This window comes from Geothrix campi (assembly GCF_024609265.1).
GTDB lineage: Bacteria > Acidobacteriota > Holophagae > Holophagales > Holophagaceae > Geothrix > Geothrix campi.
This window is the reverse complement of sequence record NZ_JANHMP010000003.1, coordinates 309,804-322,391: the sequence shown is the minus strand read 5'-3', so window position 1 is coordinate 322,391 and position 12,588 is coordinate 309,804. Positions and strand designations below refer to the sequence as shown.

Below are 12,588 nucleotides of genomic sequence, written 5' to 3'. Positions count from 1 at the left end.
CCTCCAGGCTCTTTCCATGATCACCGGCTACAACACGGATGTCCGCCACGGGAATCGGGTCTACCACGTGCAGACCGAGGACAAGGGCCTGTCGAACCCCAAGATCGAAACCCTCATCTACGTGGGAGGGGAGATCCTCGACAACTACCGGTCCTCGTACGAGGACCTGACCTCCGCCCCACCCATTTCCGACGGCGCCATTCAGGACCGCATGGACGAGCAGCACCGGGCGGTGATCCGTGACATCAAGAATGGCAAGTACGACCAGACGCCACCCGACCTGCTGGAGCAGCAGGCCTTCAACGAGCGTCCCCTGGACCAGGCCATCCTCGAGTTCCTCCAGGCGGAGGGCGATGTGGATACGTTGGAGTTGGTGCTGGACCAACCCATGAAGCCCGCCTTCGGGGAGCCCTTCCGGGTGCAGGTGCGCGCGCGCCTCTGCCAGAGCCAGAGTCCGGTGGCCGATGCGGAAGTCTCGGTGAAGCTGGTCTCCAGTCTGAAGAAGGCCACCAACCTCCTGTCCGGGCGCACGGGAAGCGACGGCCAGTTCGACGGGGAGGTCCAGCTGCCACCCAGCCAGCCAGGGCAGTGCGCCGTGGTGGTCAGTTGCACCTGCGATCAGGGCTTCGACGAAGTGAAGGCGTTGGTCGTCGCGCTTTAAGGCAGCGACCGGCCATCAGCGATCCACCCCCGGCTATGGGGACGCGGGGCGGTCGGGGTCCCACTGACGGCGCAGGCGGTGCAGCAGCAGACGCACTTCCAGCAGCAGGGGGCGGGCCGCCAGGAACCACAGGAAGCCGGCGAGGGGCACGGTCACCTTGAAACCGATGTGCCGGAAACCCAGCGCTCCGGTGACCCCGCCAGCCATGAAGGAGGCCAGGATCAGCAGCAGGAGGGTCAGCTTCTGGCGATTGGCGACGATGCGTTCCCGGCCGTGCCGGTGGTGGACGTTCACGTAGGCCAGGCGGCTCAGCTCGATGCCGATGTCCGTGACCGTGCCCGTGAGGTGCGTGGTGCGCACCGCGGCGCCGGAGATGATGGACGTGACCGTATTGTGCATGCCCATGATGAAGCAGAGCAGCATCACGGTGCTGGGCAGGGTGAACCGGATCTCCTGTTGGAGACGGTTGCCCATGAAGCCGAAGACCATCATCAGGACGGCCTCGAAGACCAGGGTCAGGGCGTAGCGGCTGCGCATCCGGCGGCGCTGGCCAAAGCTGATCAGGGTGGTGCAGACGAAGGCCCCGGCGAGGAAACTCAGCATCATGGCGAGGGCTGCGAGTGCAGTGGCGAGGTCGCCGTCAGCCAGCTCATCAGCCATGGAGGAGACCACCCCGGTCACGTGGGAAGTGTAGTGGCTGACGGCCAGGAACCCCCCAGCGTTCACCGCGCCCGCCACGAAGGCCATGGCCCAGGCCAACTGGCGGTTCAGCAATTCCGAGCGCAGGGCGCCTTCCCGCACCAGGAGTTTCTCCTGGATGGGCAGGGTGGCCAGGGCTGTCTCCACCGCCGCCTGCAACTGATGGCCAGACAGACGTTTTCTCAACAGCCGCCGGAGGTAGCGGCCTGCGATCATCTGGAAATAGCGGGGAATGCGGCGCATGCAGAGGTTCCAGTCTACTGGGTCGGAGCGGCCTGGTGGCCTGAGACCCGGGTGCAGACGGTAGACTCCTCCTATGCGGACGATCCTTCTCCTCCACACGGGTGGCACCCTCGGCATGATGCCCAGCGGTGATCCAGCTTCCCTGGTCCCAGGGCGCTTCCTGGATCACCTGCTGGAGCAGGTCCCGGAGCTGGGCCAGATGGCGAAGCTCTCCGTGGAGGTGCCCTTCAACCAGGATTCCTCCTGCCTGGAGCCCGAGCACATCCTGGCGTTGGCCGCCCGGGTGCGGGCCTCGGCCCAGGACTTCGACGGCTTCGTCATCATCCACGGCACGGACACCATGGCCTTCACGGCCTCCTGCCTGGGTTTCCTCCTGGCGGACCTGGGCAAGCCTGTGGTGCTCACGGGCAGCCAGCGCCCCCTGGCGTTCGTGCGCAGCGATGCCCGCAGCAACCTCGTCAACGCCGTGGACCTGGCCTGCCGGGGCATTCCCGAAGTGGGGATCTGCTTCGGCACCCACTGGATCCGTGGTGTCGCGGCGGACAAGCTGAGCGTCCACCAGTTCGAGGCCTTCCAGAGCCCGAACCTGCCGCCCCTGGCCGAGATCGGCGCGGAGATCCGCCTGCACCCCGAGGTGGGTCAGTTCGTCCGCCAGGTGCCTGCCGGCCTGGGCGAGGGTCTGGACCTGGCCATCCACACCCTGACGCCCCATCCGGGCATGGCCTGGAGCCTGGCGCCGGCCGGCGCCAGGGCCCTCCTGATCCAGGCCTTCGGCGCCGGCAACCTGCCCATGGGCCGGGCGGACCTCCGGGCGATGCTGGAGGATGCGCGCGCGCGGCGGCTGCCCGTGGTGGTGATCTCCCAGTGCCCCTATGGCGGCGTGGACCTCTCCGCCTACGAGATGGGCCGGAGGATCGAGGAGCTGGGCGCCATCTCCGGGGGCCTGCACACGCGCTGGGCCGCGCTGGCCAAGTTGGGGCTGGTGCTGGGGGCCGGCGGCGGGATCGCTGAGGTGGTGGAGGCCTTCGGAGTGCCATGGGCCGGAGAGCCCATGCCGGAGGGGGCGTGGGCCCAGGCCTGAGCTTTCCCCGTTGATGAGCTCCAAAACGCGCCACGGGCGCGTTTTGGAGCTAGGTAAACTGATTGACCGTTAGGAACACACCATGATCGACGCCAACCTCCTGCGCAACGACCTCGACGCCGTGGCGGCGCGCCTGTCCGAGCGGGGTTACGCCTTGGACCAGGGGTGCTATCAGGAGCTGGACCAGCGCCGTCGGGCCGTGCTCCAGGAGGCCGAGGCCCTGAAGGCCGAACGCAACCGCGTGAGCGACGAAGTCGGCCGCCTCAAGCGGGCCAAGGAGAACGCGGATCACCTCATCGCCCAGCAGCGCGAGGTGGGCGACCAACTCAAGACGCTGGAGGCCGCCGAGCGGGAGATCGAGGCCGCCTTCAAGGATTTCCTGGCGGACATCCCCAACCCGCCCCACGTCAGCGTGCCCTCGGGCCGCGACGAGCACGCCAACGTGGAGATCAAGCGCTGGGGCCGGATCCCGCAGATTGACGCGCCGCGGGATCATGTCGACCTGGGCACGGCCCTCGGCATTCTCGACCTGGACCGTGCGGCCAAGCTCAGCGGCGCGCGCTTCGCCGTGCTGAAGGGCCTGGGCGCCAAGCTGGAGCGATCCCTCATCAGCTTCATGCTCGATCGCCAGACCGGCGCGGGCTACACCGAGGTGATCCCTCCCTACCTGGTGAACGCGGAGAGCATGTACGGCACGGGCCAGCTGCCCAAGTTCGAGCAGGATCTGTTCAAGACCTCCCGCGGGGACGGCGGCGCGCTGTACCTCATCCCCACGGCGGAGGTGCCCGTCACCAACCTCTACCGCGACGAGATCCTGCCAGCCGAAGCGCTGCCCTTGCGCCACTGCGCCTTCACCCCTTGCTTCCGCAGCGAGGCGGGCAGCTATGGCAAGGACACCAAGGGCATCATCCGCCAGCACCAGTTCCACAAGGTGGAGCTCGTCACCTTCGCCGCCCCGGACCAGGCCGAGGCCGAGCTGGAGCGACTGACGGAGAACGCCGAGGCGATCCTCGAGGCCCTCGGCCTGCCCTACCGCCGCGTGCTGCTCTGCACGGGTGACATGGGCTTCAGCAGCCAGAAGACCTACGACCTGGAAGTGTGGTTGCCCTCCCAGAACACCTACCGGGAGATCAGCTCCTGCAGCTGGTTCGGCGACTTCCAGGCCCGCCGCGCCAACATCCGCATGAAGGGGAAGGAAGGCAAGCCCGCCTTCGTGAACACCCTGAATGGCAGCGGCCTCGCTGTGGGCCGCACCTGGGTGGCCATCCTGGAGAACTACCAGCAGGCCGACGGCAGCATCCTGGTGCCCGAGGCCCTGCGACCCTACCTCGGTGCTGAGGTGATCCGCTGAAAGCCGCTCCTCTCCTGTGCGCTGAAGGCTTGCGCCTCCAGCGCATGGGGAAGGACATCATCAGGGATGTTTCTTTTGCGATCGCCCAGGGCGAAGCCTTGGGCGTGGCCGGGGCGAGCGCCGCGGGGAAAACAACGCTGCTGAACCTGGTGCTGGGGCTCCTGGAGCCCACGGAGGGCCAGATCCTGCTCGAGGGCGCGCCCTGGTCGCCCCTGCCGGAGCGGGAGCGCCGCCTCCGCCGCCCGCGGATCCAGGCCGTGTTCCAGGATCCCCAGGCCAGCCTGCCGCCCCATCGCACGGGCTGGGAGATCCTCCAGGAGCCCCTGGAGATCTGGAATCGGGGGACGGACATGGAGCGGCGGGAGGCCGCGGCTCGCATGGCCGCGCGCGTGAAGTTCCCGGAGGCGGCCCTGGAGCAGCGCCCCTCGGCCTGGTCCGGCGGGCTGGCCCAGCGGCTCTGCCTGGGCCGGGCCCTCATGCTGGAACCGGCGCTGCTGGTGCTGGACGAGCCCTTCTCGGCCGTGGACCCCACCCTCGCAGGGCACCTGATGGCCCTGCTACTGGACTTGAAGGCCGCCGGTACGGCCCTGCTCTTCGTGAGCCACGATCTGGCTTCCGTACGGGTCCTATGTGATCGGCTGCTCGTGTTGCAGAGCGGCCGGCCCCTGTGCCAAGGGGCTGTGGAACCCCTGCTGTCGGATCCCCCGCATCCCCACCTGGGGGCGTTGATGGCCAGCAGCTCTTAGCTGCCGGCTTTCGATGCCTGAAAGCCGGCAGCCGGGACCTACTCCTCCACCGGCACCTGCACGGCATCGGCGTTCACATAGATGCCCCCGAAGTGGCCCCAGAAGCTGCTGAGGCCGGGGCGCAGGCGACCTTGCTGGTCCAGGGACTGGAGCTCGGCGGATAGGAGCTTCTGGGCCTCGGCGGTCTGGACGTCCTGGATGAGGGCCCGGCGGCCTTCGAAGTTGAGGGCCGGGGCGGGTTCCCGGGACATGATGCGGGCCACCCAGAGTTTGCCGTCCTGGGTCCAGAGCAAGGGTGTGGCCTGACCCACGGGGGTTTCGAGCAGGGCCTTGCGGATGCCGGGGTGGGCCACCAAGTCGCGCAGGCCGCTGAGGGGGGCCGCCGCCTGGTCGGTGATGGGGCCCACGGCCTGCAGGCCGCCGGACTGGAGGGCCTGCTGGGCCTTGGCCAGGGCCTGCTTCCTGGATTCCTCGAGACGATAGGCGGCCAGCACCTTGGCGCGGACCTCCTTGAAGGGCGGCACGGCCTCGGGCAGCTCCTCCTGCACGCGGAAGAGGATGTGGCGATCGGCGAAGCGCATGGGCTTGGAGACCTCGCCCACCTTCAGGCGGAAGGCCTCGCTGGCGATCTGGGGCAGCTCGGCCAGACCCTCGGACTGGGCGGCCGCCTCGTTGCTGAAGGGCTGGCTGAGCTGGGCCTGGCTGCCGAGACTCTTGGCGGCCGCGGCCAGGTCGCCGCCATTGGCGCGCTTGCGGATCTGCTCCAGCCGCTCCTGGGCGCGGGTGTTGAAGCGATCGTCCGAGATCTCCTTGGCGAGCTGGTCCTTGACGTCCTCGAAGCGCTTCTCGCGGCGGCCCTCCAGCTTGATGAGGTGCATGCCGTAGATGGTCCGCACCGGCTGGCTGATCTCGCCGGGCTTGAGGGTAGCCGCGGCCTCGGAGAAGGGCTTCTGCATCTGGGGGAAGCGGAACCAGCCCAGGTCGCCACCGTTGCCCTTGGCGCTGGGATCCTCGCTGAGCTCCTCGGCGGCCTTCGCGAAATCCTGGCCCTTCACGAGACGCTCGCGCAGCAGCTGGGCCTTGGCGGTGGCCTCCTGGATCTGGGTGTCGCCCTCGGCCTTGAAGAGGATGTGGCGGGCCTTGAATTCGATGAAGTCGTTCTTCCTGGCTTCGAAGGCGGCCTTGAGGGTGGCGTCGTCCACCTGGACCTCCTTGCCCAGGGCGGCGCGGTCCACGGCCACGTACTGGATCACGCGGCGGGGAGGCTGGAGGAACCGCTGCCCGCCGGCCTTATAGAAGGCCTCCAGGGTGCTGTCGCCGGGATCGGCCACCAGGGCGGGATCCACGGCGAGCGTGGCCTGCTGGAAGGCGACCTTTTCGTTGCGCAGGCGGTTCTCCACGCCCAGCCAGGCCTCGTCCACGGGCACCTGGAAAGCCGCCTGCTGGATGAGCTTGGTGCGCAGCAGCTCGCTGCGCAGGTTCCGCTCCTGGATGGCCGGGTTGAAGCCGGTCTCCTGGAAGATCTGTTTCAGTTCCGCCGTGGACTTCAGGTTGCCCTGGGCGTCCAGGAGGATGGGGTACTGCTTCAGGAAGGCCCGCAGGCGGGCGCCGACCTCCTCGTCGGTCACCACCACGTGGTGCCGTTCCGCCAGCTCCTCCATGAGCTTCTGGTTCATGAGGTCGCGCAGGGCCTGGGACTGGACGAAGGGCTTGAGGGCCTCCGGGCTGGCCTGCTTGCCGTAGCGCTGGTAGAGCTCCTGCATGTGCTCCGCCATGTCGCGCAGCAGCACCTCGCGGCCATAGACCCGCGCCACCACCGTATCCGGCGTGTCCACCCGGCCGGACGGGGCCAGATAGGCCACCAGGCCCAGGAGGACCACGATCATGACCGCCGCCATGGGCGTACGGTTGGATTTGAAGACCTGACGGAAAGAACGCAGCATGCGGGGCTCCGGTGGACGGACCTCCCAGATTAACAAGGGATGGGCGATGGATTACACTGGAATGCTGGAGCGTTTGCATGGCCGTCCTGCCCGTACTGACCTGGGGCGATCCCCGCCTGAAAAAGAACAGCGAGGATGTGGGGGTCTGGACCCCTGAGCTGGAACAGCTCGTGACCGACATGTTCGAGACGGCCCTGGACGAAGAGGGCGTGGGCTTGGCGGCGCCGCAGGTCGGCGTGAATGTCAATCTCGCGGTGATCGACTGCTCCTGTGGCGAAGATCCCACCCAGAAGCTCGTCCTCATCAATCCCGAGATCCTCCGGGAGGAAGGCAGCCAGGTGGGACCAGAAGGTTGCTTGTCCATTCCCGGCATCCGGGAAGTGCTGGAGCGCCCCCAGAGGGTGGCCATCCGCAACCGGGCCAAGGACGGCAGCTGGCATGAACTGGAGGGCGAGGACCTGCTGGCCCGGGCCTTCTGCCACGAGATCGATCACCTGCGGGGGCGCCTCTTCGTGGAGTATTTCGGCCCCGTGAAGCGCCAGGTCATCCAGCGCAAGTATCAGAAACAGGCCCGCGGATGACCCGCATCGCGTTTCTCGGCACTCCCCGTGCGGCCGTCCCGGCCCTGCGGGCCCTGGCTGAGGAGGGCGTCGAGGCGGTGTTCTGCAATCCGGATCGGCCCGCGGGCCGGGGCCGCCACCTGGAGGCCCCGCCGGTGAAGGTGGCGGCCCTGGACCTGGGCCTGGCCGTCCACCAGCCCCCGACCTGGAAGGCCCCCGAGGCCCGTGACCTGTGGGAGCCCCTGAAGATCGACTTGGCGATCGTGGTGGCCTACGGTCATCTGCTGCCCCGCTGGATGCTGGATTCCTGCCCCAACGGCGTCTGGAATCTGCACTTCTCCCTGCTGCCCCGCTGGCGCGGCGCCGCCCCCGTGAACCACGCCCTACTGGCGGGGGACGAGGAGACGGGCGTCAGCCTCATGAGGATCACGGAGGGGCTGGACGAGGGTCCGGTCCTCGCCCAGTGCCGCCGCCCCATCGGCCAGACGGACACGGCCGAAAGCCTGCTGGCGGCGCTCTCGAAGGACGCTGCCGACCTGCTCATGGACCAGCTGCCCCTGCTGCTCTGTGGCTGCGGCCATCCGGTGGAGCAGCGCCAGGATGGCGCCACCTATGCCTCGAAGCTCCGCAAGGACATGGGTCACCTGGACTGGCGGCACCCCGCGGCGGACCTGCACCGCCAGGTGCGCGCCCTCTGGCCCTGGCCCGGCTCCGAACTGCAACTGGATGGCCAGCCTCTCAAGGTGTGCGGCGTGGGGGCCCTCCGGGCCTGCTACCGCGATCCCGGCCAGCTGGTCTGGGGCAAGGAAGGCGCCTGGCTCACCACGCCCGATGGGGCCCTGGAGCTCACCCAGCTGCAGCGCCCCGGCAAGCCCGTCCAGCCCGCCCTCCAGGCCCTCCAGCCCTGGGGTGCCACCGGCAGCCGGACGCTGACCTAGCCCGCCGCGCACCCGAGCGAAGGCCGCGGGCGTCGGATGGGATAGAAGCCCTCGCCCGGCTCTGCCGGGCAAGGGCGCGGGGGTCCGGGGGTGTGCGCGCAGCGAAGCGGAGCGCGGGACCCCCGGAAAGTATCAGGCCAGCCGTGCGGCCACGTCGCGGTAGTCGGGATCCATGGCGTGGACGGCCTTGAACTCGGTCGCGGCGAGGGCGGCCTGCCCCTGCTGGAGGTAGATCTCGGCCAGGTCGTAGCGGAGGCCGATGCTGTCCTCGGGGGGGAAGCCAGGGGCTTCGATGCCCTGGCGCAGCCACGCCACGGCGGCGTCGAGGTCGCCCCGATCCTGCTCGCAGATGCTGAGCATGGAGCAGCATTCGAGGGTCCGCTCGGGGTCGCCCATGGCGATCTTGAACTCCTCGATGGCCGGTTCGATGAGCACCATCTCCTTGTAGGCGATGCCCAGGTTGTAGTGGGTATCGTAGTCGTCGCCCTTGACCTGCTTCTCCACGCCTTCGCGGAAGGCGCTGAAGAGTTCGTCGACGCTCTGGATCTTCTCCACCACATGGGTGGCGTCGTGCATCTCCTCGTCCTCCCCCTCGTTCATGAGGGCGGTCCCCAGCACGTCCGTGAGGTCGAAGAAGGAGTTGGCGAAGTCGCTTTCGTCGAGGGCGTTGGCCTTGGCGGCCAAGCCCAGCTTCTGGAGGGCGCTCGCGGCGCGTTCCAGACGGGCCTGCAGTTCCGGATGCCCGGGGAACTGCTGGAAAGCCGCATCGATTTCGTCCTTGGCCTCCTCGGGGCTGCCGTAGTCCAGCTGGAAGTCGATATCGCCCAGGAGGCTCACCAACTCGTCCGGGAGAGCGGGTTCCTCTGGAGGCGCCCAGGCTTCGGCCGCGGAAAGCGGCGGCAGGGCCTCGACCACTTCCGGTGAAAGGATGCCGGTGGGCATGGGAGGAAGCGGGGTGGTGGGGGCCGAGAAGGGCACCGATTCAGCCGCCAGATCCGAAAGGGTGTCATCCATCCAGCTCAGGTCGGAGGCGTCCAGGGCGGCCGGTTCCGGCAGTGAAGGAGGAACCCCGGCGGCGGGTGCGAACGGCTCCGGCAGGACGGGCTTGCCCTCGCCCAGGGGGATGGCCTCCCGTGCGGGGGGGAGAGCGGGGGCCTTGGTCGGCGGCGGCCCGGCGGCGGTGACATCCAGCTCGATGCGCGGTTCCGCTAGGCTGGGGGGCTGCGGCAGGGCGATGGGGGTGACCGGTCGGGGAGGAGGCGGGGCTGGGATGGGCGGGGCGGGCTCGGGCAGCCGGGCCCCGGGCTCGGGCAGGCCCAGGGTCCGTCGGTGGATGCGGGTGGACCCGGGGAAGAGCTGCTCCGCCATGTCCAGCAGCTGGGCGGCCTCGCGCTTCTTGCCGAGTTGGACCAGGGCCTGGGCGCTCTGCACGTACTGCATCTGCACCTTGGTCAGGTGCCCGGTGGTGCGGTGCACGGCGACGATGGCCTCGATGAGCGCCAGGTCCGACGGATCCAGCTCCAGGGCCTTCTTATAGGTTTCCACCGCGCGCTCAGTGCTGCCGCTCCGGAGCAGGGCCTCGGCCTCCCGGGAGAACTGCTCCATGCGGAGCCGCCGGATGGGATCCAGCTCGGTCTCCCCGACGCCATGCAGGGTTCCCTCCTGGATCGCAGGGGCCTGGAAGCCGCCGGAGAATCCGGGCTGGGGGAGGGCGGCGGCCGGCGGTGCCGAGGCGTCAGGCACGGCGCCCAGGGCGCGCAGCTGGCCGGAGAGATGCCCGATCAACGACTGGTCGTTGGCATGGTGGGCCAGACCGTAGGCGCTCTGGAGGGCCTGGATCTGGTCGGTCCGGTTGCCGCTCTGATGGGCGATCTCCGCGAGGAGGATCCAGGCCTCGACGCTCATGTGGTTCTGCAGGGCCCCCCGGAGGCTTCGGCCCACGGTGTCACCCGAGCCGCGTCGGGCGAGTTCCCGGGCGATGGGCGCGAACAGCCGGAGGCCTTCCTCGGCACGATCGGCGTTCACCAGGTTGCGGAGGGCCTTCTCGCAAAGCGGGAGGGACTTTTCCGGAATCTGCGCGATCTCCGTCAGCGCCTCCAGCGCCCGGTCGGGGTGGCCGCTGCGGAGCTCGATCTCCGCGAGGGCCTCCAGCAGTTCCGTGTCCCGCGGATTGCTCGCCAGGCCTTCCCGCAGGTGCTGGGCTGCGGTGGCGTAATCACCCTGGATCACTCCCAGCCGGCTCTGGGTGAGAAAGACCTGGGGCGTGGAGATCATCGCCTTGGCGCGTTCGAGGATCTGGTTGGCCTCGCCGTGCATCTGCTCCATGGCGAGGGACTCGGCCACCTCGAGGTAGATGCCCGCAGCGCGGTCCTTCATCCCCTCCTTGTTGTAGAGGTCCGCGAGCTTGACCTTCATCTTTAGGTTCTTGGGATCGAGGTCGACGACCTTGTTGAACTCCTCCAGGGCCCGCTTGATGAGGCCTTTCTTCTGGAAGTGCTCGGCCACCTGCAGGTGGACCTTCACCGCATCGGTGACCTTGTTCATCTGGCGGTAGAGGTCCGCCAGGCGCTGGGCCGCGTCGATGTCTTCGGGCGCGTTGCGCACGACCTTCTGGAAAATGGCGGCCGCACGCGCGTGGAACCCGTCCCGTTCATAGGCGGTGCCGAGCCGCTTGTGGATCTCCACACCTTCCCGGGTCCGCCCGATCTGCACATAGAGATCGCCGATCTGGTTCAGGGTGGAGTAGTCCTTGGGGTTGTCGTCGACGAGCTTGTGGAACTCCTCGATGGCCCGATCGACCTTGCCCGCCGTCAAGAGCTTGTCGGCTTCCTTCTTGACTTTGACGCGATCAATGGCCATTCACTGCCTCGGGATGCCTGCGGGGTTCGGAAAGTGTAGGCGGGGGGGGACGCCTTGGATAGATCCAGAGAACTAGGCCCTGTTTTCAAGACCGGCCCTAGCTGAAGTTGCGGCCCGTGAAGCTGTGGGGCAGCAGGTCCTCCAGGCGGTGGAGTTCGCGGGCGCCGCGGTTGGCAAGCAGGACCGGCAGGCCCTCGGCAAATTCGGCCAGAGCCTGACGACAGGCACCGCACGGCGGGGTGAGTGCCGCCACGTCGGTGACCACGACGGCCGCCACCAGGCCTCCAGGCTGCAGGCCTGCGGCCACGGCCGCGCTGAGGGCGCCCCGTTCGGCGCAGAGGGTGACGGGGTAGGCGGCGTTCTCCACATTGCAGCCCGGCACGATGTCGCCCGAGGTGGTCAGCAGGGCCGCCCCGACCAGGAAGTGGGAATAGGGGGCGTGGGCATTCGCCCGGGCCTTCCAGGCCGCCTCCAGCAGGGGCGTCCAGGCGGGGGATTGGGGATCGTCGAACACCGGCGCCTCCTGCGTGGTCTTCAGCTTAACGGAGGTTCCCCCGGGCCAGGCCGGTCCCCGGTACCCTCGGCCTGGGCCAGGGCGAGGGCTCGCCAGCAGGGGGTGTGCCCCCGCACTTCGCGGGCCGCCGCGGAGCCATGGAGTTCCAGGCTGACGTCCCGCTTCTGGAGGCGGGCCTGGAGCACGGCGCCGGAGAGCCGCTCCAGCTCCCGTTCGAAGGGGCGGCCCGGGGCCCAGGCCGCGAGGTCCAGGCGCAGGTGCAGGCCCTGGGGCCGCTCCTCCTGGAAGGTGCGCACCCAGAGTTGGCTGCGCTGGGCCGAGCGTTTCCAGTGAACCCGACCAGGAGGGTCCCCCGCCCGCCAGGGGCGTGCCCCTTCTGGGCTGCTGGTCCCCTCCTGGGTGACGGTGCGATGGCCCTCGCCCCGCCAGCCGGCAGGCGGGGCCGGCGGCGTGCGGGGGTGGGGCAGGATGAGCAGATCCTGATCCAGCTCGATGAAGCGGGCTTTCTCCACGAGGCCAAAGGGGAAGCGCGTGCGGAGTTCGAGGCGGCGCACCCGGGCCCAGCCGCGGTGTCCGGCCCGGGCATGGAGGACCACCTGGGTCTCGCCCTTTGGGTCAGTCTGGCCCAGGAAACCAGGCTCCACCTGGCCGTCATCCAGGGTGAGGTGGAGTTCCAGGCCCCGGATCCGTCGTCGTCCGCCGTCCTGGAGGCGGAGCCGGAGGCCGCCCCGCACCCGGGCGAAGAGGTTGCCCTCCTCCAGGCCCACCACCTTCAAACCCTGAAGGGCCCGGCGGCTCAGGATGCCCGACACCAGGAACAGCCCCAGCATCAGGGAGAACACCAGGTAGAGCAGGTTGTTGCCCGTGTTCACGGAAAAGGCGCCCACGGCCAGCAGGGCCAGCACGCACTGCACGCCCAGGCCCGTGAGGGACAGGCGCAGGCGGCGGTCGCTCCACAGTTGCATGGCTTCCAGCCTACCCTCCCGAGCCTGC

The 12,588-nt window shown here is 68.8% G+C and carries 11 protein-coding genes; 6 read left to right on the top strand and 5 right to left on the bottom strand.

All coding sequences use genetic code 11. The features are described from left to right. Window positions 1-16: 16 nt before the first annotated feature. The gene (locus NOV65_RS13340; RefSeq protein WP_257306958.1) at window positions 17-661 is read left to right on the top strand and encodes a hypothetical protein; all 645 of its coding nucleotides are present in this window, start codon (window positions 17-19) and stop codon (window positions 659-661) included. Window positions 662-694: 33 nt separating this feature from the next. Here the strand turns inward: NOV65_RS13340 and NOV65_RS13335 are convergent, their stop codons facing one another. Beyond that, the gene (locus NOV65_RS13335) at window positions 695-1,603 is read right to left on the bottom strand and encodes a YoaK family protein (RefSeq protein WP_257306957.1); all 909 of its coding nucleotides are present in this window, start codon (window positions 1,601-1,603) and stop codon (window positions 695-697) included. 73 nt (window positions 1,604-1,676) lie between these two features. On the opposite strand from NOV65_RS13335, the gene NOV65_RS13330 reads away from it, so the two are divergent. From NOV65_RS13330 to NOV65_RS13320, 3 genes are all read left to right on the top strand, one after another. Continuing rightward, window positions 1,677-2,684: an asparaginase gene (locus tag NOV65_RS13330; RefSeq protein WP_257306956.1), complete on the top strand. Its 1,008-nt coding sequence runs from the start codon at window positions 1,677-1,679 to the stop codon at window positions 2,682-2,684. Between the two features lie 82 nt (window positions 2,685-2,766). Continuing rightward, on the top strand, window positions 2,767-4,035 hold the full coding sequence (serS, locus tag NOV65_RS13325) for a serine--tRNA ligase (RefSeq protein ID WP_257306955.1): 1,269 nt from the start codon (window positions 2,767-2,769) through the stop codon (window positions 4,033-4,035). Window positions 4,036-4,064: 29 nt separating this feature from the next. Next, window positions 4,065-4,781, top strand: coding sequence for an ABC transporter ATP-binding protein (locus NOV65_RS13320; RefSeq protein ID WP_257306954.1), 717 nt, complete (start codon window positions 4,065-4,067; stop codon window positions 4,779-4,781). 38 nt (window positions 4,782-4,819) lie between these two features. Here NOV65_RS13320 and NOV65_RS13315 read toward each other — a convergent pair whose 3' ends face one another. After that, window positions 4,820-6,724 carry a peptidylprolyl isomerase gene (locus tag NOV65_RS13315; RefSeq protein WP_257306953.1) on the bottom strand — a complete coding sequence of 635 codons (1,905 nt, stop codon included), beginning with the start codon at window positions 6,722-6,724 and terminating at the stop codon, window positions 4,820-4,822. Window positions 6,725-6,801: 77 nt separating this feature from the next. Here NOV65_RS13315 and def point away from each other — a divergent pair, with 77 nt between their 5' ends. Then, a complete protein-coding gene (gene def, locus NOV65_RS13310) occupies window positions 6,802-7,305 on the top strand; it encodes a peptide deformylase (RefSeq protein WP_257306952.1) in 504 nt (167 codons plus the stop codon). Next, entirely contained in the window at window positions 7,302-8,222 is a 921-nt protein-coding gene (gene fmt / locus NOV65_RS13305; RefSeq protein WP_257306951.1) for a methionyl-tRNA formyltransferase, read from the top strand. The genes def and fmt overlap by 4 nt, the downstream gene beginning before the upstream one ends. Before the next feature lie 132 nt (window positions 8,223-8,354). Here fmt and NOV65_RS15505 read toward each other — a convergent pair whose 3' ends face one another. From NOV65_RS15505 to NOV65_RS13290, 3 genes are all read right to left on the bottom strand, one after another. Further along, the gene (locus NOV65_RS15505) at window positions 8,355-11,081 is read right to left on the bottom strand and encodes a tetratricopeptide repeat protein (RefSeq protein WP_306672138.1); all 2,727 of its coding nucleotides are present in this window, start codon (window positions 11,079-11,081) and stop codon (window positions 8,355-8,357) included. A 97-nt stretch (window positions 11,082-11,178) separates the two neighbouring features. Continuing rightward, a complete protein-coding gene (locus tag NOV65_RS13295) occupies window positions 11,179-11,595 on the bottom strand; it encodes a cytidine deaminase (RefSeq protein ID WP_257306950.1) in 417 nt (138 codons plus the stop codon). 20 nt (window positions 11,596-11,615) lie between these two features. Then, a complete protein-coding gene (locus NOV65_RS13290) occupies window positions 11,616-12,560 on the bottom strand; it encodes a DUF58 domain-containing protein (RefSeq protein ID WP_257306949.1) in 945 nt (314 codons plus the stop codon). Between the last annotated feature and the right edge of the window lie 28 nt (window positions 12,561-12,588).

Excerpts from the sequence above, each read along its gene's own strand:
- NOV65_RS13340 (WP_257306958.1), top strand. The coding sequence starts at position 17 with ATGATCACCGGCTACAACACGGATGTCCGCCACGGGAATCGGGTCTAC.
- NOV65_RS13335 (WP_257306957.1), bottom strand. The coding sequence starts at position 1,603 with ATGCGCCGCATTCCCCGCTATTTCCAGATGATCGCAGGCCGCTACCTC.
- NOV65_RS13330 (WP_257306956.1), top strand. The coding sequence starts at position 1,677 with ATGCGGACGATCCTTCTCCTCCACACGGGTGGCACCCTCGGCATGATG.
- serS (WP_257306955.1), top strand. The coding sequence starts at position 2,767 with ATGATCGACGCCAACCTCCTGCGCAACGACCTCGACGCCGTGGCGGCG.
- NOV65_RS13315 (WP_257306953.1), bottom strand. The coding sequence starts at position 6,724 with ATGCTGCGTTCTTTCCGTCAGGTCTTCAAATCCAACCGTACGCCCATG.
- def (WP_257306952.1), top strand. The coding sequence starts at position 6,802 with ATGGCCGTCCTGCCCGTACTGACCTGGGGCGATCCCCGCCTGAAAAAG.
- fmt (WP_257306951.1), top strand. The coding sequence starts at position 7,302 with ATGACCCGCATCGCGTTTCTCGGCACTCCCCGTGCGGCCGTCCCGGCC.
- NOV65_RS15505 (WP_306672138.1), bottom strand. The coding sequence starts at position 11,081 with ATGGCCATTGATCGCGTCAAAGTCAAGAAGGAAGCCGACAAGCTCTTG.
- NOV65_RS13290 (WP_257306949.1), bottom strand. The coding sequence starts at position 12,560 with ATGCAACTGTGGAGCGACCGCCGCCTGCGCCTGTCCCTCACGGGCCTG.